This is a genomic window from Paenibacillus sp. V4I7, from assembly GCF_030817275.1.
Taxonomy (GTDB): Bacteria; Bacillota; Bacilli; order Paenibacillales; family NBRC-103111; genus Paenibacillus_E.
Genome location: NZ_JAUSZD010000002.1, coordinates 4,387,096 through 4,412,172, shown reverse-complemented (window position 1 = coordinate 4,412,172; position 25,077 = coordinate 4,387,096). Strand labels below are relative to the sequence as shown.

Sequence of the window (25,077 nt, the reverse complement as noted above, 5' to 3'; positions counted from 1 at the left end):
CTGGCTGACTTCATAATACAAACGGATAGAATTTTAGTTGTTTTATGTTTTCTCCCCCCATCTTGCCGGTACTTCCACTAGAACCTTAACCTCCCAAGATGGCTATTGGAACAAATCGATAACGTGCTGAAATGCATTGAAGAAGGAATAGCCAGGCTTAAATGATAACTTAACAAAGGACTGTCCTTCTGTCATTAATGACCGATGGGACAGCCCTTTTTGTTCTTGTGCTGATTGCTAGAGGCTATCATTTAATTCAATCAAGAGTTCAAGGTCTGACGATCTCTAAAAATTTGACACGTGTAGAATATATGCGAAATTTGTAGTTTTATATTATTAATTCCTTCGTTTATGGTAAAATATTCTTAGGTAATTAGACCTAAATTCATAGGTCAAACCATATTGGAGGGAAATGATATCGTGTTTATTCAGAAAAATAGCGTTAGTCTTGTTATTTTGAGTTTCTTTTTGGTGTTGAGTTTGTTTCCATGGATGCTGCCGCAAATTGCGCATGCTTCAGATGGAACGCCATTTTCTACGATTCAAGTACCTGGAACGTTTGAGGCGGAGGATTTTAACACAGGTACGATGAATGATGTTTATTTCGCGCACCCGTCCTCACAAATGACTCGCGATACCACGTATCGGGATGTGCAAAATATCGATATTTTTAAAGAAGTGATTAATTCGGCAACTTATCGCTACGTGGTAAGTTCCAATGATCAGGTCAGCGGCTCGTCAACAGCGGGATATGTAAGTGAATATCTGAAATATACCGTGAATGTCAGCAGCGCGAATGCTGGCTGGCATGATATCAAATTCCGAGCAAAAATGGGTAGTTCCACAACGAAATCGTCGATAACCACTCTTGTAGACGGCATTCAGCTCGGTGCAACGGCTGCTATAACAGGCACAACTTTCCAGGACTATACGGTGCCAATGCCTGTTCATTTAAGCACAGGGACACATGTGCTGACGATTGAATTTGGCGGTCCGGATCCAGCGGCTTATTTGGACAGCATCACGTTTACAAAGCGAGGGGCTACACCAGCGTATCCTGCTCCAACGATCAAAACCGGCTTACTTACCTCGGAGGAGGTGGTTGTAGCCAATGTAACGGTGAGCGCGGATACAACGGGGACGAATGATGCGACAGCAACCATCCAGGCGGCTCTTGATCAAGCGCGGGAAATGGGCGGCGGTGTCGTATTTCTACCTGCGGGGACTTATCGATTGAACGGAGGCTTGACGATTCCTACCAATGTAACACTGCGCGGGGATTGGAAAAGTCCACTGGACGGCATACCGGCTGCGGGTACGATATTGGCTGCTTACAGTACGACTGCATCAGTGATTTCTTTGAACGCGCCGAATACGACCGTACGCAATCTCAGTATTTGGTATCCGAATCAAGGCAGCTACGCGGGGGGCGTGTTTACGCCTACCACATACCCGTACACGATTGATTCGAATTCTTTTGCGGCGAATGTAGCCAATGTAACGTTCTACAATTCGTTTAAAGGCATCCATTTTTCATCCGCTAGCGGCACCAATATAAGTAATGTTTACGGTACCTTTTTGTTTCAGGGCATTACGATGGATGGCAATTATGAATATTCCTACGTAACGAATGTGTTTATGGATACGGGAATATGGAAAAATGCGCCTTCGGCGATCACCAATAAACCGGACAGCACGCAGGCTGGTTACATTAAAAATTACACAAACTCATTTTTATATGGGATGAAACTATGGAAAAACGACGGGTTAACGATGTACGATATTAGCGTCAACGATGCGAAAATGGGAATTTTGATGGAACAAGGTCCGGCCACCTCTAACGGTTCCTATGGAGCTATGTCGAGAATTAACGCTTCCGTTCAGCAGGATTATTTGCGACCGGAGGTTGGTGAATTTCTCAATCTTGATCAGGTGTGGCAAGCACGCGGACAACATTATACGTTTGCTCCTGCGAAGAAGCCTTCAAGTGATACGAATTTTTATAATGTAAAAAATACGCCATACAATGCGACAGGGAAAGGGATCACTGATGACCGCACCGCGATTCAGACCGCGTTAACGGATGCAGGCAACGCCGGAGGCGGAACTGTTTTTCTGCCTCCAGGCTCATATAAGATTTCTACAACATTGAATGTTCCAAGCGGTGTTGAACTGCGAGGCAGCTACGATTACTTGCATGCGCATGAAAATCTAGATACAACGGTTTTGCTTGCCTATGATGGCAAGGATACTGCTTCACCGGATACGGCGACGGCCTTCATCACGTTGAATGCGAACTCGGGTGTCCGCGGGTTGACCGTCTTTCATCCTGAGCAAGGCTTTGTGAATGGCAGCGACGCTTCTATTCCATCCGATTTAAGAACGCTGTATCCGATTCATACGTATCCGTATGTCGTACGTAGTGCAGGCTCAGGTACCTGGATGAAATACGTCGAGCTTGAAAATAGCTACAATGGCGCTGATTTTGCCACGAATGCATCGAATGATTTTGTCGTTTGTGGCAATTGGATCAATGCGGCCAAAAAGGCAGTTTATGTGGGCGGCGGAACGCAGCGCGGCTGGGTGGAGCAAACGGTCGTCACCTTTGGTACACACTTTCAATCCAAACATAACAATAGTCCTCATACGTATGGCTTTACTCATGCCGTAAACTATACACTGGCTAATACGGATGCCCTGACTGTCGGCAATGGTAATGATCTGAAAACATTCGCTGTTGATTCCTTCGGTGTGAAATCAGGTATTCGTACGATTAAAGAAGGTGCGGGCGCTGGACCGCAAAATGCAACATTTTATTTGCCTTCCGTCGATACCTCTTCCGGTCCAAACGTATCCGTTGAAGGCGGCGGAACGATCCAGATGATTGGACTTCAAGCGGGAAGCAGCACAACGCAAAACTTTGCGCGAACGACTTCATCTTTTAGCGGTACCTTAAACATCTATGATTCTTTACTTTGGGGGAATATTGTCAAAAGCGTCAGTATCGGCGGAGGCAGCGTGAATGTCTACGACAAGGATCTGAGCACTTATTCCCTTCCAATTTCGCAGAATAAAACGGCAACAAGCAACAGCGCTTCGGGTGGGGATACAGCTAATCACGCCGTAGATGGCATGGGCACCTCCAAATGGGTTTCAACTGCGGCAGCACCTAATTGGCTGAAGGTCGATTTGGGGGCTTCTTATGATATTAGCCGCTGGGTTGTCAAACACGCAGGTTATAACGGCGAATCTACCGCTTTTAATACAAAAGACTATAAGTTGCAAATCAGCAGTGACGGCACGAACTTTAACGACGTTGATGCTGTAACGGGGAATACCGCCAATCTCACAGATCGGAATGTATCCGCAAACGGCAGATATGTCCGTCTCTATGTAACGGCAGGTCAGCAGGATGGAGCTAGCACTACTCGAATTGTCGATTTCGAAGTCCATGGTTTGACGAACATTGCCTTGAATCGAACAGCCACAGCAAATGCTAATAATTTGCCGAGTGAAGCGCCGCAGTATGCAGTCGATGGTTCAACAAGTACCAAATGGGTATCCGTCGCGGCATCACCCAACTGGCTGAAAATCGATTTAGGTAAGTCTTATCATTTGAAGCGTTGGGTCGTTAAACACGCGGGAGCGGGCGGAGAATCAGCGATATATAATACACGGGATTTTAAGCTGCAGGTGAGCAACGACGGCATCAATTTCACGGATGTCGACACGGTAACAGGAAATTCGACAAATATGACAGATCGAAACATCAATACCAATGCCAGATATGTTAGACTATATATAACGCAAGGCACACAAATCGGTTATGACGGTTATGCAAGAATTGATGAATTCGAAGTATATGGTACAGCAAGCGGAAATACAGCGTTTAACAAGACAGCGACGGCAAATGCCTATAATTTGCCTAGTGAAGCGCCGCAATATGCTGTTGACGGTTCGACGGGTACGAAATGGGCATCCATCGCGCAATCCCCGAATTGGTTGAAGATAGACCTTGGCTATATGACGAACATTAGCCGTTGGGTCGTGAAGCACGCGGCTGTAAATGGAGAATCTGCCAATTTCAATACCAAGGATTACAAATTGCAAGTGAGTAATGATGGTACTAATTTCACCGATGCCGATACGGTGACGGGAAACACAGCCAATTCTACGGATCGCAATGTGAACGCAACAGGAAGATACGTCAGATTGTACATTACACAAGGGACACAGACGGGATTTGACGGTTACGCCAGAATTTATGAGCTCGAAGTTTATAACTAATCAGGAGGAATGAACGGATGCGCAAATGGATCATTGGTCTGACGGCATTGTCCTTTATAATCACTACGGCAGGGTGCAGCAAAGCGGCAAAGCAACCAGTTCCATCGAATGGAAAAGCTCAGATACAGGAAGAACAAACCGATGAGGCATTTACGCTTCGTGTATCCTATTGGGCTCAAGATAAAAACGGATACTTTGATTCGGTTGAGAAGAAGTTTAAAGCGAAATATCCGAACGCTACGATCCGGTGGGACAAATTGGATGAGAAAAATTTTGCCGAGGTCACGGAAAACCAGTTAAAATCAGGCCAAGCCGCCGATATCCTATTTAATCAGAAGATCAAAGAATACGCCAAAGCGGGTTACTTGTTGGATTTATCGGATCAGTCATGGACCCAGCGAATGATAGATTCCGCGAAGCAAACGGTCGCTTACAAAGGGAAAACCTTTGGAGCGGCTCTTGATGTGAGCACCTTTGGCGTGTACTATAATAAAACTATTTTTGATCGTCTGCAGTTGGAGCCGCCCAAATCGTGGGATGAATTTATGGCTTTAAACGCCAAAATCAAGCAAGCTGGGTTATCGCCGATCATAGGCGGATTTCAAGATGTATGGACGATTCAGGGCGTTTATTTGCCCATAGCCGCAACGTCAGAGTTTCTCCAAAACCCTAATTTTGAGTTGGATTTATATGCGGGCAAAGTGAAAATTGACGGTCCTGAGGTCAACAACGCGATGAAGAAATTTGCCGATCTCGCCCACAAAGGTTTCTTTAATCCGGATGCTTTACAAATAGGCTATGAGGAGTCGACTCAGCAATTTATTGACGGAAAAGGCGCTATGCAGTTGATGGGCAGTTGGACGCCTGGGGTTGTAGATAGTAAGACGGCTGATTTCAAAATGGGTTTTTTCGCCCTGCCGGATCAGAATGGAAAAACAGTTATGGCAGCAGCGCCGGACAAGCAGGTTTCGATTAATGCAAAGACATTACACCCCGTAAAAGCTAAATATTTATTGTCACTTCTGCTCGATAAAGAGATGCTGGCGATTTATAGCAAAAACGTTGCATTATCTGCATTTAAAGATGTGATTGCCGAGTACACCAATCCGGCAATGAAAGATGTTCAGAAAGCACTGCAGCTTCATCCAACATCGATTAACCCGGGGCATTTGTTTACCAATTCAGCGAATGATGCCATAAATGCAGCGTTAAATCATATTTTGTCAGGGAAAGAGCTTCAAAATGAATTGAAAGAAGCCGATGTGAATTATATAAAGGATAAGGCGACCCTTATTCTGGATTGATGGTGAAGAACCAATGAACCTCTTATTGCGATTGCTTCGATTTCAAAGCTTAAAAGCACGATTGCGGTTTTTGGGAATTTCCTTAGTGCTTATGGTTGGACTGCTTACAATTTCATCTTATTCCTTTTTACAGTATCGCCAAACGGAAAACAATCAGATTAATTCGATGCGAAAAGATAGTGCGATTCAGCAAACAGGCATAGATAGTTGGGTAGCTACAAGAGCTTCTGAAATCCGCAATCTAGCTAATTTACAATCGACCATAGAGCTTGATATTGACGATATTCAAAATAACCTTACATTTTTTGCGTCACATCAACAGGAGTTTGAAGCGGTCTCTTTTGCGAATAAAGAAGGCATTGTGGAATTTAGCACCATGAACCAAATTGGCGCTTATTTTACCGAACGAACCTATTTGGAAGAAGCCGCCAAAGGCCGTGAATATATATCTGATGTGCTGCTCGGTAAAGTTACTAATCAACCGATGATTCTATTTTCCGCTCCTGTTATGGATAAAAAGAAGCAATTTGATGGTGTTATCTATGGAACGGTTTCGTTAAAGACAATCGATAAGCTCATGGAGCAATTTCGTTATGGAGACAGCGGTGAATCCTATTTGATTGATCGCAACGGCTATCTAATCACGGAATCGCGATTCGAGGGAAATTGGAAACGGTTGGAGTTTCAATTGAACAGCGATATTCTCGAACGAGCGAAGCAAGGTATACAAGCAACCACGACTTATGAGAGTTACCGAGGCAAGGAAGTTTTCGGGACTTACCAGTTGGTGAATGACGGAAAATGGATAGCTGTTAACGAAATTGAGCGGGACGAAGTGTATCGAACCTTTAACAGACAATTACTTGTTATGATTTTAATCATTTGTATCGTGCTTACATTCGGGTTTATCGTGATGCTGCGAATATCGTATCACATTGAATATCCCGTTCAGCATTTATTGAAAGGGGTTCAGCGACTGAAGCAAGGCGATTATCATTATAAAATCGATTACAGCAGTATGAAATCAGCTCCCGTCGAGCTGCTGCAGCTATGTGAGGCATTTAACCAAATGTCGCATAATATTCAAGACAATGAGCTTGAGCTTAAGCGGCAAAAGGAAGACTTGGCTGGTTCCAATGCGGAATTAGAGCAATTTGCTTATGTAGCCTCGCACGATTTGCAGGAGCCTTTACGAATGGTAGCCAGTTATGTGCAGCTATTAGCGAAGCGATACCAAGGTAAATTAGATCAGGACGCGGATGATTTTATTCATTACGCAGTTGATGGTGCGCAGCGCATGCAGAATTTGATCAACGATTTATTGGCTTTTTCCAGGGTGGGTACGAAGGGGAAGGAGCTAAAGTCTGTTGATTTTGAAGTGGTGCTGCATCATGTATTTACGAATCTAAAGCATGCGATTCAAGAATGTGATGCGTTGGTCACGCATGATCCTTTGCCTACATTGCTGGCTGATCCTACACAAATGGTGCAATTATTGCAAAATTTAATTGGTAATGCCATTAAGTTTCGCGATGCCAACCGCGCACCCATCATTCATGTCGGGATTGAACAGCAGGGAAATGAGTGGTTATTTTCAGTTCGCGATAATGGCATTGGTTTTGATCCGAAGTATCGGGACCGAATTTTCCTCATTTTTCAAAGGCTCCATAATAAAACAAAATACCAGGGTACTGGTATAGGGTTATCTATTTGTAAAAAAATTATAGAACGTCATGGTGGGAAAATATGGGTTGATTCCGAAGCTGGTTATTCGACAACCTTCTACTTCACGCTGCCAGACAGAGGAGAACAGATGATATGATTGATAATAAGCTCAGTCAGAATGTAGAAATTCTATTAGTAGAAGATAATCCCGGAGATATTCGTTTGATTGTCGAAGTGCTGAAGGAAGGGAAAATAAACAATAATTTGAGCGTGGTTGAAGATGGTGAAGAGGCTTTGGCTTATCTCAAACGCGAAGGCAGCTACCAGGAAGCAATTGTGCCGGACATTATATTATTAGATTTAAATCTTCCCAAAATCAATGGCACTGAAGTTCTTGCCGAAATCAAAAAAGATCCGCTGCTGAAGTATATTCCAGTCATTATTTTAACGACTTCTGAAGCAGAGCAAGACATTTTAAGAGCTTATGATCTGCATGCGAATTGTTATATCACCAAACCTGTCAACCTAGAGCAGTTTTTAACAGTCGTAAGATCGATTGAAAATTTTTGGCTTACGCTTGTTAAGCTGCCTAGGAGGTAGAACTTTTGATCAAGGTTTTATTAATTGAAGATAATCCGGGAGATGCTCGATTGATTCGAGAAGTTTTATCGGATACAGATAATCAGAATATTGCATTGAAATGGGTCGATCAGTTGGAAACGGGCATTGAACTGATAACCAAGGATGCATTTGACGTTGTTTTACTTGATCTTTCACTTCCGGACAGTCATGGCATGGAAACAATCATCAGCTTTCGGGAGCAAGCGCCTGCTATCCCAATCGTTGTACTGACCGGGCTTGATGATGAGAAGGTTGCAATAAATGCCGTACAGCATGGAGCTCAGGATTATTTGATTAAAGGACAAGTCAACAGTTCGGTCATTATGCGTTCCATGCGTTATGCAATTGAACGTCATCGACTTCAGGACGAGCTGTATAACTTATCGATTATTGATGAGCTGACGAGTCTCTACAATCGTCGAGGTTTTTTTAACCAGGCGCAGCAGTTTATACATGCGAATGGTCAGGAAGGCAATGGCTTTTATTTGATTGTTGCCGATCTGGACGGCATGAAACAAATTAACGATTCCCATGGTCATCATATGGGGGACTTGGCCTTAATGGATACGGCAAATATATTGAAAGAAGTTTTCTTTGATTCTGATATTATTGCCCGTATGGGTGGAGATGAGTTCACCGTTATTTTACCGGATACGCATGGACTTTCACCCAGCTTAGATACATTTGAACAGGAAATCATCTTGAAAATCCAGCAAAGGTTACATAGCTTTAATTTAGGCGCTGGTCGAATCTATCATCTTTCGATTAGTCTCGGATTATTTCATTACAATCCAGCTATGCCCGTAACCTTAGGCGAATTAATTATCCAAGCGGATCATCGCATGTATACCCATAAAAAAGGAAAAGTCAAAGTCCTATGAAATAAGAAGGATTCATTAGAAAGGCTCTGTGGGCAGGTGAACCCCCAGGGTCTTTTTTGAATTTATATGTTTTGGGTTTGGGTTGCTCCTGAATAAGCGCGTTCGAGCTTATTCAGCACGGACGCGCGGTTACTTGTTTTAGCTTTGGACAGTGGCATTCCTGCTTTGTACTCCCCCTAATTTCTTCCAAAAAAAATGTTGCAATAGACGTAAATCCGATGTACGATATTACAAAATGATAAAGCGCTTACACCTATGCTGCCCCTGTATTAAACCGGTTTAATTGAGGGAGTGCTAAGTCCTCTTAACTCGCAAAGTATTAAGCGCTTACAATTATTTTTTTTGTAAATTCAATTAAACCGGTTTAACTCCATATATACTTAACTTGATTTACGACCTACGTACTACTCATCTGTATTAAACCGGTTTAATGCGTGATCAACCTAGGAGGTGAAGGGAAACAATTTTCAGAGCTTGATGAAGAAGATTGAAGTACCAGTATAATCATGGAGGGGATTGGTTTGAACAAGAACAAGTTGTTTTTTGTAGGGATGATGTTGATCTTTGCCGTTGTATTTGCAGCATGTGAGAGTGAAGGTGATCCAAAGCCAAGTTCAGATGTTCAGGCAACGAAAGCGCCTGTTGCCTCTGCACCAGTGAAGGCTGACGGCTACAAAGAGGCCCCGATGTTAACTAAGCTCGTCGGTGCAGGCACGTTGAAACCTGTGATTGAACGTATGCCGATTAAGGAAGATATTATGGTGGAAAAAGTAACCGAAGAGATCGGCAAATATGGCGGCGACTGGAAAATGCCTTGGTCCGGGCCTAATGATCGTTGGGCAGTCGGTCAACCGACAGAGGAGGCGCTTTTCCGTTTTAACAAGGATGGAAGCGCTGTTGAACCTAATGTGGCCAAAGGTTTTGAAGTGAATAAAGATTCAACCGAATTCACCATTTATTTAAGGAAGGGCATGAAGTGGTCAGACGGCATGCCATTCACAGCTGATGATGTCCTGTTCTACTGGGAGCACATGCTGACGAAAGAAACCTTCGGCAAAAAAATATATGACGCTTATTACTCCGTCGATCCTGTGACAGGGGAAAAAGCTTTAGCTAAAGTTACGAAAATTGACGATTATAGCTTTAAGGTTGTACATAAGTATCCAAGTGTGCTGTTCCTGGAGCGTGTTGCCATTGACAACAAATGGTTCTTTGCACCGGCACATTTCCAAAAAACGATACTGCCTGAATTTGTAGGCCAAGAGAAAGCTCTAGAGATCGCAAAAAAATGGGGCTTTGAGGATGTTAAGTCATTCTTGGTAGCAACGGGCTATTATTATTGGGTAAACCCACAAATCCCGACTTTAAGAGCTTGGGTCGCTAAAAATGATCCGAATAGTGATCAATTTATTATGGAACGCAATCCCTACTTTTGGAAAGTGGATAGCGAAGGCAACCAACTCCCCTATATGGACCGCATTGTCGCTACTAAAGTTCAAGACCCCGCTCAAAGAGTTCTTGGTACACTAGCGGGAGATTATAATCTTCTTACCTTTGATTTTAAAGATTTCACCGTATTGAAAGAAAATGAGAAGAAAGCAGGGTTCCGGGTATTGCCGTGGACCACGCCAACTTGGTCAAGTGCGGGCATTCAACTCAATCAGACCACTCCAGACCCTAACCTGCGCAAGCTGTTTCAGGATATTCGATTTAGAGAAGCGCTGTCCGTTGCCGTTGATCGTAAAGAAATTTCCGAGATCGTTACGAATGGTTTAGGTGCTCCTGTGCAAGCATCGGTTCCGGAGGGCTTAGTTGGTTTCCAAAAAGGTTGGTCAGACCAGTGGAGCAAATTCGATGTGAATCGTGCCAATCAATTATTGGATGAGTTAGGTTTGACCAAACGGGATAAAAATAATTTCCGTTTGAATGCAGACGGCTCAGATTTAACGATTACGGTTATTGAAGGAAGTACTAACACGGCAACTTTTCTAGAATTAGTTAAAAAGTATTATCAAGCCGTCGGGATTAAGATGGACGTTAAAGTTGTGGATGCAGGAACTCAGCAGGAACTCAAGTACTCGAATAAGATCCCAGCGACCACTGAAAATATTTCGTTAGTCAATGTAGCTTTCCGGCCTGATACGCTTGTTCCTCTGAGAGTGCTGACCCCATGGTTCGGACATTACGGATTGTTTACATCATCCAATGGCAAAGAAGGGGTCAAACCAGAAGGGGATGTAGCGTTAATTCTGGACTACTGGAACAAAGTGAAATCATCTACAAGTAAAGAGGATATCAATAAATGGGGCAATGAGATCATTAAGCTTCATCAAAAAAATCAATGGATGATTGGTTATGCCGGTCCAACACCAACGTTGGTTGTCGCCTCAAATAAAATGGGTAACGTACCGAAAGATTTGGTTCATGCCGATGAATTCCGCAGTTTAGGGCATGGTCATCCTTCGCAATTTTATATCAAGCCATAAGTTAAACCTGTCAACCAATAAGGGGGAGCTTAACTTCCCCCTTATCTTCAACAGCATCTTCGAATTAAGCGGAGAGGATTGGATAGAGATGCTCCAATATATTTTAAGAAGAATCATTTTGGTAATCCCTGTCGTTATTTTTATTTCAATGATCGTCTTCTATATCATTCAACTGCCGCCAGGTGACTATGTATCGACTTATGCGGCTAAGATGTCTGTGGCAGGCGATGTCATGACGCAACAAGATATGGATGAAATGAGAGCAAGCTTAAGATTGGATCAACCATGGTTTATGCAATACCTAGCGTGGATGAAAAATATTGTTATTAATTTCGATTTCGGGTATTCGTTCAGCTATAACAGGCCTGTTATGGACGTCATATCGCAATACATGGGGTTAACGATCATCGTCTCTTTGGTAACGATGGCCTTTACCTATGCGGTGGCGATCCCAATCGGCATTTACTGTGCGGTAAGACAATATTCAATTGGTGATTATATTTTTTCAGCCATAGGCTTTCTTGGCATGGCTACCCCTCACTTCTTAATGGCTATTATTTTAATGTACCTCTCTTATGTATATTTTGGTGATCCCTTGCTAGGGCTATTTTCAAGTGAATTCGTCAATGCGGGTTGGTCGATGGACAAGGTTCTTGATTTGCTGAAGCATATGATTATCCCAGTTCTTGTAATTGGCTTGGCGAACACAGCAGAGCTGATTCGAGTCATGAGAGGTCAAATGTTGGACGAATTAAATAAGCCGAATGTGGTGACAGCTAGATCAAAGGGCTTATCGGAAACGAAAATATTGCTTAAATATCCGACGCGCGCTGCTATGAATCCGATCGTTAGTACGATTGGATGGTCACTAACCTCGATTTTCACAGGTTCGACGATTACAGCGATTGTTTTGAATTTACCTATTCAAGGCCCCGTTATGTATAACGCATTATTAGCCCAGGATATGTATTTGGCAGGCACTTGGTTATTGTTTATGGCTGTATTAACCGTTATAGGGACATTGATTTCGGATATTTTATTGGCATGGCTCGATCCAAAAATTCGCACAGAGTTCAGAGGTACATAACCTATGAAAACAATTCCGATAACAGGGAAACAGAAATTAAATGTGATCAAGCCTCAAAAAAACAACGATGTCTATTACAGTTCACAATGGCGTCTTATGTATCACAGGTTAAAAAAGCATAAATTAGCCCGTATCAGCTTAGTGATTCTATCCTTGTTCTACATAGCAGCCATCTTTGCTCAGTTTATAGCGCCTTATGGTTTGGAGAGCTACGACAGTAAATATGTGAATGCGCCTCCAGCTAAAGTAAGCTTCATAGATGCCGAGGGCAAGTTTCAATTTAGACCGTTTGTCTATGACCTAAAGTCAGCCAGAGACCCGGTTACACTTCGTAAAGTCTTTGTTCCGGATGAGAAGGTTCGCCATTCGATCCGCTTTTTTGTCAAAGGTGAAAGCTATAAATTTCTTGGCTTGATTCCAACGAATAGACATCTATTTGGCGTCGATGAACCTGGTCGTATATTTATATTCGGTACAGATGGGATGGGCAGAGACTTATTATCGCGTATTGTCATGGGAAGTCAGATTTCATTAAGTATCCCTCTCATTGGCGTAACGATTAGCTTTGTCCTTGGTTTGTTTATCGGGGGTGTATCCGGATATTTCGGAGGATGGCTCGATTCGGTCATTCAGCGCTTCATTGAAATTATTCGTTCATTTCCGACGCTTCCCCTATGGATGGCATTATCGGCTGCAATTCCACCGCGTGTGCCCGTAGTAACGATGTATATCTACATTGTCATTATTTTCGCCTTTATTGGTTGGACGGAGTTGGCTAGGGTAGCAAGAGGAAAGTTTATTTCGTTGAAAAATGAGGAATATGTGCTAGCAGCCAAAATAGCCGGTGTTAGCGATGCTAAAATCATTATTAAACATCTTTTGCCTGGCTTTATCAGCTACTTGGTTGTGGCAACGACTCTTGCCATACCCGGCATGATTCTCGGCGAGACGGCCATGAGCTTTCTTGGACTTGGTATACGCTCTCCTGCTACCAGTTGGGGTGTTCTGCTTCAGGAAGCTCAACAGATCGAGAATGTCGCTTTGTACCCATGGAAGCTAATCCCCTTAGGATTTGTTATCGTTACCGTATTAACCTTTAACTTTCTAGGCGACGGATTGCGCGATGCTGCTGATCCATACAAGAAATAACCCATATTAGAGTAAGGCGAGGAGATATTATGACATCTCAAGCTTCCGTTTCACAATCCGAGCAGCCCCTTCTCTCCGTGCAAGACCTCAAAATTCGCATTCAAATGGATAATGGGGAAATGAAAGCGGTAGATGGCGTTGATTTTGAGATCAAAAAAGGGAAAACATTAGGTCTAGTTGGCGAATCCGGCTGTGGAAAAAGCCTGACCAGTCGAGCTATCATCAGTATTAATCCCAAAGAGTGTGAAACCTCAGGGAAGATTGTTTATCACTCCACCTCTGAGAAGGCGTTAAACCATTTGGATTTGTTATCTTTAGATACACACAGTAAACAAATTCGATCGATTCGCGGTCGCAAAATTGCTATGATATTTCAAGAACCCATGACGGCATTTTCACCAATGTATACGATCGGGAATCAGATCATGGAATCCATTTTGATCCATCGTACCAAAAATAAAAAAGAGGCCAAGAAGATAGCGCTAGAAATGCTCAGTAAAGTTGGGATTTCCGATCAAGAGAAGCGGTTTGACCAATTTCCGCATGAATTTTCCGGCGGCATGCGCCAGCGTGCGATGATCTCAATGGCCTTGTCCTGCAATCCGGAATTGTTAATTGCCGATGAGCCCACAACTGCGCTGGATGTAACCATTCAAGCACAAGTGTTAGAGCTTATGAAGGGACTCCAACAGGAATTTGGCATGGCCATTCTGCTGGTGACGCATGATCTTGGAATCATAGCAGAAATGTGCGACGAAGTGGCTGTCATGTATCTGGGGAAAATTGTTGAGCAATCGACAGTAGAAGAAATTTTCAATAATCCTAAACATCCGTATACGAAGGGTCTGCTCAAATCAATGCCAAGATTAGGCGGAAATAGACATACACGTCTAGAATCGATTGAAGGAACAGTTCCGATGGCATTCAATATGCCTCCAATGTGCGGCTTTTATGATCGTTGTAAGGATAGGGTTGAAGGTGTATGCAATAAACACGCCGTGCCGAAAACGCGAATATCCGATAGCCATATGGTTAGATGTTTTCTTTATAAGGATGAAGGCGAAGGAGAATAAGGATGTCTAAACCTATACTGAAAGTAAATAATCTAAATAAGGATTTTCAAGTAAAATCCAAGAATAAGCTGTTTAGCAAACCTTCATCCATTCGTGTTTTGAACAACGTCTCTTTTGAGCTGTTGGAGGGGGAGACGCTAAGCATTGTCGGCGAATCAGGCTGTGGAAAAACGACATTAGGCCGATGTATTGTCAGAGGGATGGATGCCACATCAGGGCAAGTGATGTATCAACCTGAAGGTGAAGAGCAAGTTGATTTTCTAGGGCTGCGAGGCAAAGAATTCAAGAAATATAGAAAAGACATTCAAATGATTTTTCAGGATCCCTATTCATCACTGAGTCCGAGAATGAGTGTATACGACATTATTGCTGAGCCGCTGCTCGCCAACTTTAAGCTTACGAAATCACAATTGGATGACAAAGTTACCCAAATCGCAGAGAAGACCGGATTAAATGTCAGTTATCTCAAACGGTACCCTCATGCCTTTTCCGGAGGGCAAAGACAGCGGATCGCCATTGCAAGATCACTTATTTCTCAACCGAGATTAATCGTATGTGATGAAGCTGTATCGGCGCTGGACGTCTCAATTAAAGCCCAAATTATTAACCTGCTGAAGGACCTGCAAGAGCAGCTGCAGATCACTTATATTTTCATCTCTCATGATTTATCCATCGTTCAAAACATATCCGACAGAGTAGCAGTTATGCACTTAGGGAAAATTGTAGAATTGGCGCCGGTCGATTCGCTGTTTGATCATCCCAAGCATCCCTATACGGAGGCGTTATTGTCGGCTGTACCTGAGCCGGACCCTAATTATAAGAAGGATCGCATTATTCTCGAAGGAGAAGTTCCTAATCCAGCTAATCCTCCAAGCGGATGTCACTTTCATCCAAGGTGTACGTATAAGACCGATAAATGTATACAGGAAGAACCAGACCTGCAGGCCGTCGGCGAAAATCATTATGCAGCCTGCCACTATGCGAGTCAATTAAACTTAAGAGGTGTAACACATGAGTGATACGACAACGATTGATCCTAATGCAAAGAAGCTTATTGTTTTTCTGGACTGCGGAGATACCATCATTGATGAAGGAACCGAAATTAGAGATGACCATGATATTGTCATTCAAGCTAATGTGATTCCAGGGGCCGATATTATGGTGAAGACGCTTGCCGAACGTGGATATATACTAGCCATCGTAGCCGACGGTAGGGCGCAATCGTTCAAAAATATTTTAACGCAAAATGGATTGTATGATTATTTTACAACGATGGTTTATTCAGAGACGGTTAAAGCTTCTAAGCCAAGTTCTCGTATGTTTAAAGCCGCTATTGGAGCGTTGGATCTCAGCGAGCAGGATTGCTCCCGTATAGTCATGGTCGGGAACAACTTGAGCCGCGATGTTAAAGGAGCCAATGCTATGGGGATTACGAGTGTCTTCTTGAGTTGGACGCCCAGGTACCCGAAATTGCACGCAGACGAAAGTGAAATACCCGACTATACGATCAACCATCCGCTGGAATTAATCGATTTAGTGGAAAAACTCAATGATGAATTAGGATAAATGGATGGTTTTCTGAAGGGATGTTTGATCATATATGGCTAAAATTGATGAAGTAGCAAAATTAGCGAAAGTCTCCAAAGGGACAGTGTCGAATGTTTTTAGCCAAAAAAGACCCACAAGCGACGAAGTCAAAGAGAGAGTAATGCAAGTCTCCAGACAATTAAATTATGTGCCTAATCATATTGCGCGAAGCTTGGCAACGAAGAGAACCATGGCGATCGGGTTGACCATCCCGCATGGCAGCTTCTTTTTTAGCGCATTTCATACGCAGTTCATCAATGGCGTTATTCTGGAAGCTTCCTTTTATGGATACAGGGTTCTGCTTGATATGATTCCTGTGCAAAAGGTGAAAACACCATTCCTATCGAGTTATCCGATTGATGGTGCTGTTGTGATGAGCCCAACGACCGATGATGATCGTATCAACCTGATGCATGGTGAACAAATCCCTTTTGTTACTGTCGGTAGAGTCATGAATTCCAATATTCATAAATCTTTCAGCGTGGATAACGACAACCACAAGATTATTGACAGCATATGCAAGTATTTGATTGGCAAGGGTCATAAAGACATTATGTTTTTAAATGCAAATGAACTTATGACCGTGTCCATCGATAGAAAAGCAGGCTTTATCAAAGCGATGAAAGATCATCAGCTTGAAGTAGAAGAACACATGATACATCATAAGCCTGCCCTTCATGCAAGTGAATACATGGACTATGGCTTTGCCGAGACGATTAATATCCTTGGTACACTGAAGAAGAATGTAACCGCGATTATTGCAGATGATGACCGCACGGCATTCAGTGTCCTTAATGCACTCAAGGATTTGAATCTCAGGGTACCAGAAGATGTTTCTCTATTTGTCATATGCGGAGATCTCTCTATGATGGTTCAATCGAATCCGTCATTGACGAGCATGGATTTGCAGCCTTCGGAATTAGGGGCTCAATCTGTCCGATTGTTAATGCACCAATTAGGTGTTCTGCAAGGGGATTACTCGGAAAATTTGATTATTGAAAGCAAAATTATAGAAAGAAATTCTTGTCTGACGATTGGATAAGTAATAGAAGAGACAGTATTGGGAGGGCAGCGGGATGAACAAAGGCATATGGAACGTAGGCATCATTGGTCTTGGAGGAATTGGCGATTATCATATGAACCATCTTTCGAGAATTGCGAATACGAGAGTTACAGCCATTTGTGATGTGAATGCGAAGGCCGTTCAAGAGGTCGGTGATCGATTGAACTTATCGGATGAGAAGCGCTATGGCGACTATAAAGCGATCATTGCTGATGCCGATGTTGACTTTATCATATCGGGTGTCTCGAATAAATTCCATTATGACATCTTAAAATATGCGATTGAATGCGGTAAACCGATATTTTCTGAAAAACCATTCACGCGAACGATGGAAGAGGCAGATGAATTATTAAGCCTGTATGAAAATAATCCGATCCCTTGTATGATTGGATTTTCCTACCGCTACAGACCTTGCTTTCAATACGTTAAACAGCTTGTAGAACAAGGAAGTTTAGGCCGAATTCGGCATATTGCCGCTCATTACTTACAAGAGGAAAACGCGCCTATGTTTAACAAGGAGTACACCTGGCGATTTAACAAAGAGATGGCAGGGTCAGGTATATTAGCGGATATAGGCTCTCATATGGTGGATGCGGCACGCTTTTTTGTAGGAGAATTTACGCAAGTGTCCGGTATGATGAGCACGTTTATCGATCACCGAACGGATCCGCGAACACTACAACCCGTTGAAGTTGACGTGGATGACTTTACCGGGTTCCAGTGTGTGCTTGAAGGCGGAGTAATGGGCACGTTTTATACCCATAAAAATGCAATTGGAACGAAAAATCAATTTCATGTTACGTTGTTTGGCGATCTAGGCACCGTCAGGATTTCAGTCGAGCAACCGAATGAAGTTCATTTGACGGTTAGAGAAGGCGAAAAGCTGGAGCTAACAGAAAAAGTCATTCATTTGGACGAGAAGACGATGAAGCCCATGCTGCAGGATTTTGTGGATTATTTGGAGCAGGCTAACTCTCCAATACTCCCTACAATCATAGACGGATACCGTAATCAACAAGTGCTGCAAGCGATCATAGATTCAGCCAAGGACGGAGTAACGAGAACCATATAACTGCATTCATTGTAAAAAAAGGAGCGAGTTGTATATGATTAAAGTAACGATATGGAATGAATTTCTCCAAGAGCAAAGAAAAGAAGAGGTAGCCCGGATATATCCCAAAGGGATGCATGTAGCCATTGCTGATGGTATTAGGCAGGATGGATTTGAGATTAGCTTTGCAACCTTTAATGAGCCTGAGCATGGACTGACCCAAGAAAAGCTGGATGCAACAGATGTTCTAATTTACTGGGGTCACGTCGATCACAAGGGCTTTCAGGATGATGTCGTCGATCGTATTTGTGACCGAGTACATAAGGGGATGGGGCTGGTCGTCCTGCATTCAGGCCACCATTCCAAGATGTTCCGCAAGCTGATGGGGACATCCTGCGATCTGCTTTGGAGAGAAGCGGATGAGAAGGAGAGGCTTTGGGTTGTTGATCCCTCACATCCAATCGTTGAGGGAATTGGCCCCTATATCGATTTGGCGGAAGAAGAGATGTACGGCGAGCATTTTGATATTCCCGTACCTGATGAATTAATCTTCGTTAGTTGGTTTGAGGGGGGCGAGGTGTTCCGCAGCGGCTGCACGTACCGTCGCGGTCAAGGCCGAATTTTTTATTTCCGTCCAGGGCACGAAACTTATCCTACCTATCACAACAAGGATGTTCAGCGCGTGATCGCCAATGCGGTAAAATGGACAGCCCCGGTTATAAGAGAAAAAACGTTCTACGGACATCATTCTCCACTGGAGGAAATTAAGAAGTGATTGATAACGACACCTTTGAGGTGTCGTTTTTTTGTCGAAAAAGATATGTATCAGGCAAGCACGAATCGACATACGGAATGAAAGATTTGGAATATGATAGATTTGTAGTTATTGGAGTGATTCATTAATCATTGAAGGGGTTGATCGTTTTGGGCAAAAGCAAAATAGAAATATCCTCAAAAGGTATCGAAAAAACTCTTCGTAAGTTTGATTATTTGCAAGCAATCTCTGAATATATTTGGAATGGATTCGATGCACGAGCTTCCGTTGTAGATGTTAAGCTTCATAAGAATGTTCTAGGCGGCATAGATCAAATTGTCATTGCTGATAATGGTTATGGCATAGATAGGAGAGAATTAGATCGGAAGTTTACGCCATTTTTCGAATCAGAGAAACAAGTTGATCCTGAAAAGCGGGCCAGAACGACTTCTGCCATGCATGGTAAGAATGGAATCGGTCGATTAACCTTCCATCACTTTGCTTCAGATGCAACATGGAAAACGACATATGTAGACGGCCTTCTTAAAAATACGTATACCATTCGTATTCATTCGAAAAATTTGGATACCTATGAGGTTACGAAAAACATACTAACAGATGAAGATTCAGGGACGATGGTCACTTTTCATAACATCATGAAAGACTTTGTATATGAGGATTTGTTGGCTTTTTTATGTAAGGAATTTGGGTGGTTCCTGGAACTGCATTCTGAAAAACATTTCGATGTTAGATTGGATGGAATATCCTTAGATTACTCATCTGTTATAGCCGAAAGAGAATGTTTTAAAATCGTTCATGAGCCTACACAAACGGAGTTTGAAGTCAAATATGTTCGTTGGAATGATCGAATCAATCATGAATATTCCAAACTTTACTTTATCGATTCGAATTTAACGGAGAAGCATAAGCAGCCGACAACGTTTAATAATAAAGGTGATTCCTTCTATCATAGTGTTTATATTCAAAGTAAAGGATTTGATCATTTTGATTTTGATAGTGAAGACAATGGTGGTCAATTGGAATTATCTTTTGGAGCAAGCAGAAAAAGTGAGGCATTTCAATTTTTACTTGAAGAAATCAACACGTTTATTAAGCAAAAAAGGAAGCCCTACTTGGGATTATTAGCAGATCATGTTATTGAAGACTTTGCGGAATCCAAGGCATTTCCTACTTTTAAAGACGAACCTGAGGACAATACGAGAAAAGAAGAGCTGGAATCTGTGATCAGGGAAATGTGTCTACTAGAACCAAGAGTGTTTGCACGATTAAATCCAGAACAGAAAAAATTGGTGGCACACCTTATTCATTTAGCGATGGGATCGAATGATCGGCAACGTTTGTTGGATGCTTTATGAGGTACATGTCCTAGTCCCAAAGGTGCAAGGCATGGTTCGGTATTAAAGCTGAAAAAGGATCTGTCCCTAAAGTAATTAACTTAGGGACTCAGAAAAAACAAAAAAATGAGATGGCAAGATTCTTGCCTTCTCATTTTTTGTTTACTCCAAATAGCTCATTGACGTTCGAGTTGTTCTACCGCCTCAATCACTTTCAGACGAGTATCTAAATTCACTGGATGACCATAGGCTAGTTCCAGTGCCCATAGGACTGCGCCAGTTGCAGGTGGGACTTTTAGAAGGATGTAATGGCAGCTGTGATTGGTCAAGTTTGCAATATGATTTTTGAAGTTTTGGAGCAGCAGAGGACTTTCAGCTTTGACCCAAACGGAGCCTGCCAGAATGATATCGACTTCATGGTCAAAATCCAGATTGTGCATACAGCCGACCGTGGAGTTGGCCAGTTGTTTGGCCGTATTATCAAGAATATTCATAGCTACGGAATCCCCGTTATCTGCCGCGGAGAACAGGATTTGCACCAGCTTGGTGGTGGGACTTGTTCGCTTCTGAATGCCGTTCAAGGCGTATTCAATGAACAGTTCTTTACCGGGTATTTGCAGCAGCTTTATGACGGGTTCAGTCATCCCGGTTTCCGGCCCCATACGGTAGTAAAAGTCATATACCGCCCGAAGTACTTTTCTGGCTAGAAAGAACCCCCCAGCTTCATCACCAGATAGCTCGCTGCCAACACCGCCTACTTGAAGGCGCTTTCCACTTGGAGAAATACCGCCAGTAGAGGAGCCCGAGCCATTAATGGAGCAAATGCCGAAGCCCTTTTCACTGCCAGCTTTAACACCCAGGAATGAGTCGTTGTCCATGGCATAGTGTGTAAAGCCGATACGCTCAATGACGTGGCATAAATTTTCCTTCTGGGATGGAATGTCCGCACCAGCTAATCCGAAGGCACCGGCTGCAATATGATCCATGGTTAACTGATTACGCGTCAGCAAATGCTGAATATTTTCATTCATGATTCTGAATGAGCTCAAGTATGCGTCGGGGAACTGCTCGTGACTGCATGTACCTGTGTGAATATGGTCTATAAAGTTCCCTTGGATATCAAATAGAAAGTAGTCCGTTTTACTATTTCCGCCGTCGACCCCGATAATGTAGTTTTTATCAATCATGACTACTTCTCTTTAGCGAAAAACTGCGGGAGGTAGTCGCTATGGGCTTCCTTCAACTCATTGAAGCAGTGATGTGCGGCATCGTAGTCACCGACCAATGGATTCATTAAAAGGGCACGCATGGCGGCATCTTCGCTGCCGTTCACTGCAGCTGCCACGGTTTCACGCTCATAGGCTTTGACCATACGCATATAATCAATGATATGTTGATTATTGAAATCTTTCACTTTGATCGGTGTGGCGCCATTTTTACCAATAACAGCACAAACTTCAACCGCATCGGAGTCTTCCATGAAATCTAATGCTCCGTTGTTAAGAAGGTTGACAACGTGTACCTCTTGTTTGTCGTTATAGATGGCATCGACTAAACTGATGGCCACTTCCGAATAATTGGCACCGCCGCGAGTAGAAAGCAGTTCCGGCTTTGAATGCAGCTCGGAATCCAAGTAGATGTTTAGCAGCTCCTCTTCGATCTGTATACATTTCTCGCCTCGTGTTAATTCGCTTTCTTTCAGCAATTTTAGCTTCTTCTCTTTGAAGTAATAATATTCCAAATAAGAAGAAGGTATGGCTCCCACCATCTGAACGACCTCTTTACTGAATCCGCTTGAAGGAATATTCTTCATCGCTTCACTGTTAAGTCCCATATCAAGTGCCGTTTTCACATAATCCTTACCATCTTGTTCAATAGATGTAATCCAGCTTAAATGGTTAAGTCCAACATAGGTGAAGTTAGCATGGTCTAATTGCAAGGTTTCACGAATGCTCTTGAACATGTTGAAAGGGACATTACACAGACCTAGCATTTTCACCTTGGAATGATTAAGCATAGCTTCTGTAATGATGCCAGCTGGATTGGAGAAATTGATGAGCCAAGCATCCGGACACAGTTCTTGCATACGGTTGGCAATATGAAGCATAACGGGAATGGTGCGCATGGCTTTGAAAAATCCACCGATTCCGCAGGTTTCTTGCCCGATTAAATCGTATTTGAGAGGAATGGTCTCGTCGAGTACGCGGGCAGGCAGCTTACCCACACGAATTTGTGATAACACAAAATCCGCATCCCGCAGCGCTTCATCCAAGTTTTCGGTTAAGATAACTCGACAAGGAATACTCGCTGCCTCTATCATGCGTTCACAGAGTTTGCCTACAATTTCGAGCTTTCTTGCATCAATATCCATGAGTACTAGTTCATCTATTGGTAATACGTCTTTTCGCTTAATCATTCCTTCAATCAATTCTGGGGTGTAGGTGCTTCCTGATCCAATAATCGCTATTTTCAATTTTTTAGTCATCCATGTATTCACCCTTCCTAATTCAGCTCAATCTCGCTGCTATTATAGCATCGCCTTCAGAAACGCTGCAATATAAATTGGAATTTAATTTTGCTTTTAGAGATTTATATTGAAAATAAATTTCTTACCTTACTACTCAAAATTGTATATTATTTTAGATATTAATCTTGTTTTTTTGAGCAAATATACGTATGATGAGATTAAAATTTTAGCTCAGAGAAAATAGGGTGAACAGGGAATATATATGTCAATTAATGATAATATTTTAATAAAGATTCGTGATATGAAAGACAGCCTAACTCCTGTTGAGAAGTTGGTAGCCGAGTACATTTTGGAGAACTTAGAGGAAATCCCGCATCTTTCGATTAAGAACCTTGCCGGGCTGACGAAGACCAGTGACGCATCCGTTCTTCGTTTCTGTAAAACGATGGGGTATAAAGGTTACCGGAACTTTATTGTAAGCATCTCAGCTTCAATTGGATCTATGGATGATGATGAGAAGAACCAGTACACCGATATACAACCAGGGGATGATCTATCCGTCATTATCTCTAATATTTCTCGCAATAATAGTAAATCTATTGAGGACACGCTCAGTGTTATTGATAAAAATGAAATAGCCCGTGCTGTAAAAGTCCTGCGTGAAAGCAACCGTATTGCATTTTTCGGAATCGGTGCTTCCGGTCTGGTCGGTATCGATGCGGAGCAGAAATTTTCACGGATTAACAAGATGTGCCATACCTACACGGACGGGCACAGCCAACTCACGGCAGCTACACTGCTGGACAAAAGTGATGTGGCCATCTTTATATCGAATTCCGGCAGTACGACGGAAATTCTCGATTCACTCGAAATAGCCAAAAAGAATGGCGCATGCATTATTGCCATTACCAAATATAATAAAAGCGAGTTAGCAGATAAGGCGAATATTGTCTTGAGCATCTCTACACCAGAGGTAACTATCAGAAGCGGTGCCATGGGATCGCGAATTGCCATGCTGACGGTAATTGATATTCTTTTTGCTGGTGTAGCCAGTGCGGAATACAAGAAAGTGAAGAAATATTTAGCTAAAACGCACGATATTATCGCCAGCAGTAAACATCGCAAATAAAAAGTCAAAGACAACGCCTTAGCCAGATAAAAGGTCGTTGTCTTTTTTTGTTGTAAAATAAAATAAAAAATCAAAAGTTTATTGTGAAAAGAAATAAAATTTCAAAAACTATTGACCATCATGAAATTTTTCGCTAGTATGAAATTAGAAATTGAAACAAACAGGATAGGAGGATGGCTATGGATGAGTATCTGTCGAGGTTGACTACGGAAGAGATTAACGAGAAAACACTGATTATGGATGAATGTACAACGGAACAAATGCTGCGTTTAATGAATGAGCAGGATGCTGAAGTTCCCGCTGCAGTGGGAGCAGAAATACCGCAAATTATGAAAGCGGTTGATATTTTACATCATGTTCTTAAAAACGGTGGCAGAATGTTCTACGTAGGGGCTGGATCTTCTGGCAGACTCGGTGTGCTCGACGCTTCTGAATGTCCTCCTACTTTTGGTATTGACCCCATGCTGGTGCAAGGTCATATCGCCGGCGGCGATGGGGCGCTAAGAATTGCAGTTGAAGGTTTTGAGGACAACGCGGAGGAGGGGATCGCACTCATAGAACGGTGCGGTGTGACAGATAAGGATGCCGTTATCGGAATTACGGCCAGTGGAAGCGCACAATTCGTCATTGCCAGTTTGAAAAGAGCAAAGGAAATTGGTGCAGCAACGATCGGCGTAGTGAATAACAAAAATTCGAAACTAGAGCCTGTCTGTGATGTATGTATTGCGCCAGTGGTTGGGCCGGAAGCGATAATGGGATCTACCCGATTGAAAGCGGGGACAGCACAGAAGCTGGTTCTTAACATGCTGACGACCTGTACGATGGTGAAGCTTGGAAAGACGTATAACAACCTTATGGTAGACATGAAGGCAAGCAATATCAAATTGTATGATCGTTCTGTTCGTATCATTAGAGCAGCAACAGGGGTAGATGAAAAGAGCGCTATTGCCCATCTGGAAAGCGCTTCCATGAATTGCAAATTAGCGATTATGATGATAAAAACCGGTTTGGATGCAGCGGAGGCAGAACGAGCATTGAATCAATGTGACGGCCGTTTGAAAACAGCCATACGTACTTTTAGCAAAGTTGTTTGAGATACTTAATATAAAAAGGAGAGA

General features: G+C 42.8%; 19 protein-coding genes. 17 read left to right on the top strand and 2 right to left on the bottom strand.

Annotation, left to right across the window (positions count from 1 at the left end; translation table 11 throughout):
- Positions 1 to 420: 420 nt before the first annotated feature.
- The 15 genes from QFZ80_RS21470 (at position 421) to QFZ80_RS21400 (ending at position 20,384) form a co-directional block, all read left to right on the top strand.
- Positions 421 to 4,287, top strand: coding sequence for a galactose-binding domain-containing protein (locus QFZ80_RS21470; protein ID WP_307560910.1), 3,867 nt, complete (start codon positions 421 to 423; stop codon positions 4,285 to 4,287).
- A 17-nt stretch (positions 4,288 to 4,304) separates the two neighbouring features.
- Positions 4,305 to 5,591 (top strand): ABC transporter substrate-binding protein, encoded by a 1,287-nt coding sequence (locus tag QFZ80_RS21465; RefSeq protein ID WP_307560908.1) that lies wholly within the window; start codon positions 4,305 to 4,307, stop codon positions 5,589 to 5,591.
- 13 nt (positions 5,592 to 5,604) lie between these two features.
- On the top strand, positions 5,605 to 7,413 hold the full coding sequence (locus QFZ80_RS21460) for a sensor histidine kinase (protein ID WP_307554339.1): 1,809 nt from the start codon (positions 5,605 to 5,607) through the stop codon (positions 7,411 to 7,413).
- The gene (locus QFZ80_RS21455; RefSeq protein ID WP_307554341.1) at positions 7,410 to 7,856 is read left to right on the top strand and encodes a response regulator; all 447 of its coding nucleotides are present in this window, start codon (positions 7,410 to 7,412) and stop codon (positions 7,854 to 7,856) included. The genes QFZ80_RS21460 and QFZ80_RS21455 overlap by 4 nt, the downstream gene beginning before the upstream one ends.
- A gap of 5 nt (positions 7,857 to 7,861) precedes the next feature.
- Complete coding sequence (locus QFZ80_RS21450) at positions 7,862 to 8,758, top strand: GGDEF domain-containing protein (protein ID WP_307554343.1); 897 nt, start codon at positions 7,862 to 7,864, stop codon at positions 8,756 to 8,758.
- Between the two features lie 521 nt (positions 8,759 to 9,279).
- Positions 9,280 to 11,244: an ABC transporter substrate-binding protein gene (locus tag QFZ80_RS21445; RefSeq protein ID WP_307554345.1), complete on the top strand. Its 1,965-nt coding sequence runs from the start codon at positions 9,280 to 9,282 to the stop codon at positions 11,242 to 11,244.
- Between the two features lie 88 nt (positions 11,245 to 11,332).
- Entirely contained in the window at positions 11,333 to 12,331 is a 999-nt protein-coding gene (locus tag QFZ80_RS21440) for an ABC transporter permease (RefSeq protein ID WP_307554347.1), read from the top strand.
- Between the two features lie 3 nt (positions 12,332 to 12,334).
- Positions 12,335 to 13,480, top strand: a complete 1,146-nt coding sequence (locus QFZ80_RS21435; RefSeq protein ID WP_307554349.1) for an ABC transporter permease — start codon at positions 12,335 to 12,337, stop codon at positions 13,478 to 13,480.
- A 29-nt stretch (positions 13,481 to 13,509) separates the two neighbouring features.
- Positions 13,510 to 14,553 (top strand): ABC transporter ATP-binding protein, encoded by a 1,044-nt coding sequence (locus QFZ80_RS21430; protein WP_307554350.1) that lies wholly within the window; start codon positions 13,510 to 13,512, stop codon positions 14,551 to 14,553.
- A gap of 2 nt (positions 14,554 to 14,555) precedes the next feature.
- Positions 14,556 to 15,572 carry an ABC transporter ATP-binding protein gene (locus tag QFZ80_RS21425; protein WP_307554352.1) on the top strand — a complete coding sequence of 339 codons (1,017 nt, stop codon included), beginning with the start codon at positions 14,556 to 14,558 and terminating at the stop codon, positions 15,570 to 15,572.
- Positions 15,565 to 16,119, top strand: a complete 555-nt coding sequence (locus QFZ80_RS21420; protein ID WP_307560906.1) for an HAD family hydrolase — start codon at positions 15,565 to 15,567, stop codon at positions 16,117 to 16,119. Before QFZ80_RS21425 ends, QFZ80_RS21420 begins: the two co-directional genes overlap by 8 nt.
- A gap of 34 nt (positions 16,120 to 16,153) precedes the next feature.
- Positions 16,154 to 17,182 (top strand): LacI family DNA-binding transcriptional regulator, encoded by a 1,029-nt coding sequence (locus QFZ80_RS21415; protein WP_307554356.1) that lies wholly within the window; start codon positions 16,154 to 16,156, stop codon positions 17,180 to 17,182.
- 34 nt (positions 17,183 to 17,216) lie between these two features.
- Positions 17,217 to 18,275: a Gfo/Idh/MocA family protein gene (locus QFZ80_RS21410; RefSeq protein ID WP_307554360.1), complete on the top strand. Its 1,059-nt coding sequence runs from the start codon at positions 17,217 to 17,219 to the stop codon at positions 18,273 to 18,275.
- 34 nt (positions 18,276 to 18,309) lie between these two features.
- Entirely contained in the window at positions 18,310 to 19,029 is a 720-nt protein-coding gene (locus tag QFZ80_RS21405) for a ThuA domain-containing protein (RefSeq protein WP_307560904.1), read from the top strand.
- 149 nt (positions 19,030 to 19,178) lie between these two features.
- Positions 19,179 to 20,384, top strand: a complete 1,206-nt coding sequence (locus tag QFZ80_RS21400) for an ATP-binding protein (RefSeq protein ID WP_307554364.1) — start codon at positions 19,179 to 19,181, stop codon at positions 20,382 to 20,384.
- 155 nt (positions 20,385 to 20,539) lie between these two features.
- Here the strand turns inward: QFZ80_RS21400 and QFZ80_RS21395 are convergent, their stop codons facing one another.
- Complete coding sequence (locus QFZ80_RS21395; RefSeq protein ID WP_307560902.1) at positions 20,540 to 21,550, bottom strand: BadF/BadG/BcrA/BcrD ATPase family protein; 1,011 nt, start codon at positions 21,548 to 21,550, stop codon at positions 20,540 to 20,542.
- A gap of 2 nt (positions 21,551 to 21,552) precedes the next feature.
- Positions 21,553 to 22,848 (bottom strand): 6-phospho-beta-glucosidase, encoded by a 1,296-nt coding sequence (locus tag QFZ80_RS21390; protein WP_307560900.1) that lies wholly within the window; start codon positions 22,846 to 22,848, stop codon positions 21,553 to 21,555.
- A gap of 244 nt (positions 22,849 to 23,092) precedes the next feature.
- On the opposite strand from QFZ80_RS21390, the gene QFZ80_RS21385 reads away from it, so the two are divergent.
- Entirely contained in the window at positions 23,093 to 23,959 is an 867-nt protein-coding gene (locus QFZ80_RS21385; protein ID WP_307554369.1) for a MurR/RpiR family transcriptional regulator, read from the top strand.
- A 179-nt stretch (positions 23,960 to 24,138) separates the two neighbouring features.
- Positions 24,139 to 25,053, top strand: coding sequence for an N-acetylmuramic acid 6-phosphate etherase (murQ, locus tag QFZ80_RS21380; RefSeq protein WP_307554371.1), 915 nt, complete (start codon positions 24,139 to 24,141; stop codon positions 25,051 to 25,053).
- Positions 25,054 to 25,077 lie beyond the last annotated feature (24 nt).

Coding starts and splice junctions, on each gene's coding strand:
- QFZ80_RS21430 (WP_307554350.1), top strand. CDS start 13,510: ATGACATCTCAAGCTTCCGTTTCACAATCCGAGCAGCCCCTTCTCTCC.
- QFZ80_RS21405 (WP_307560904.1), top strand. CDS start 18,310: ATGATTAAAGTAACGATATGGAATGAATTTCTCCAAGAGCAAAGAAAA.
- QFZ80_RS21390 (WP_307560900.1), bottom strand. CDS start 22,848: ATGACTAAAAAATTGAAAATAGCGATTATTGGATCAGGAAGCACCTAC.
- QFZ80_RS21385 (WP_307554369.1), top strand. CDS start 23,093: ATGTCAATTAATGATAATATTTTAATAAAGATTCGTGATATGAAAGAC.
- murQ (WP_307554371.1), top strand. CDS start 24,139: ATGGATGAGTATCTGTCGAGGTTGACTACGGAAGAGATTAACGAGAAA.
- QFZ80_RS21455 (WP_307554341.1), top strand. CDS start 7,410: ATGATTGATAATAAGCTCAGTCAGAATGTAGAAATTCTATTAGTAGAA.
- QFZ80_RS21435 (WP_307554349.1), top strand. CDS start 12,335: ATGAAAACAATTCCGATAACAGGGAAACAGAAATTAAATGTGATCAAG.
- QFZ80_RS21415 (WP_307554356.1), top strand. CDS start 16,154: ATGGCTAAAATTGATGAAGTAGCAAAATTAGCGAAAGTCTCCAAAGGG.
- QFZ80_RS21425 (WP_307554352.1), top strand. CDS start 14,556: ATGTCTAAACCTATACTGAAAGTAAATAATCTAAATAAGGATTTTCAA.
- QFZ80_RS21420 (WP_307560906.1), top strand. CDS start 15,565: ATGAGTGATACGACAACGATTGATCCTAATGCAAAGAAGCTTATTGTT.
- QFZ80_RS21440 (WP_307554347.1), top strand. CDS start 11,333: ATGCTCCAATATATTTTAAGAAGAATCATTTTGGTAATCCCTGTCGTT.
- QFZ80_RS21460 (WP_307554339.1), top strand. CDS start 5,605: ATGAACCTCTTATTGCGATTGCTTCGATTTCAAAGCTTAAAAGCACGA.
- QFZ80_RS21465 (WP_307560908.1), top strand. CDS start 4,305: ATGCGCAAATGGATCATTGGTCTGACGGCATTGTCCTTTATAATCACT.
- QFZ80_RS21395 (WP_307560902.1), bottom strand. CDS start 21,550: ATGATTGATAAAAACTACATTATCGGGGTCGACGGCGGAAATAGTAAA.
- QFZ80_RS21410 (WP_307554360.1), top strand. CDS start 17,217: ATGAACAAAGGCATATGGAACGTAGGCATCATTGGTCTTGGAGGAATT.